General features: G+C 43.7%; 1 protein-coding gene. It reads right to left on the bottom strand.

The window, feature by feature from the left end; genetic code table 11:
- Nucleotides 1–153 precede the first annotated feature (153 nt).
- Nucleotides 154–504, bottom strand: a 351-nt coding sequence (locus tag AB1A65_RS17725) for a hypothetical protein (protein WP_366591244.1), incomplete at its 5' end; no start/stop codon positions are given.

Below are 504 nucleotides of genomic sequence, written 5' to 3'. Positions count from 1 at the left end.
TGCCCGTGTAGATCTTTTTATATACCTCAAGCTCCTTTGCAAATTCTTTGTCTTCAGCTAACAGTCGTTCCACCTCACTTTTTTCATCGTCATTAAGATGGCCGGTCAGGTGTTTGTCAATCAAATCAATATGTCTCAATTCTTCCCTCATGGCTATTTTAAACGGATTATGACATCATAGGAGACTTCGCCCCTTAGCTTTTGAAGACACCGTAATTTCTGTTGGCTGGCGGAACGGGCACTGGAGTAATTGAATCTTTCGGCTATGTCCTCCATGCGCATCCCCAAAAATATGGTTGCCTCCAAAACAGATTTACAGGGTTCTCCGACCTTTGCTAGAGCTTTTTCAAGGTATTCCCGGAGGTTTGGGCCCTTTCGGGTGATTTCTGGGTTTATGGATTCATGGTCTCTTTGAGAGATGCCTACCTCACTCTGCCGGTTTTCATATTTTTTTCTTCGATTGAGCTGGTTGAGCCACTGTCGCTTTGAAATTTCGAACAGATA

This window comes from Allomuricauda sp. ANG21 (genome assembly GCF_040705235.1).
GTDB classification, from domain to species: Bacteria; Bacteroidota; Bacteroidia; order Flavobacteriales; family Flavobacteriaceae; genus Flagellimonas; species Flagellimonas marina.
Note: the sequence above shows the minus strand (reverse complement) of the source record. Positions and strands in the feature narration are given on the sequence as shown.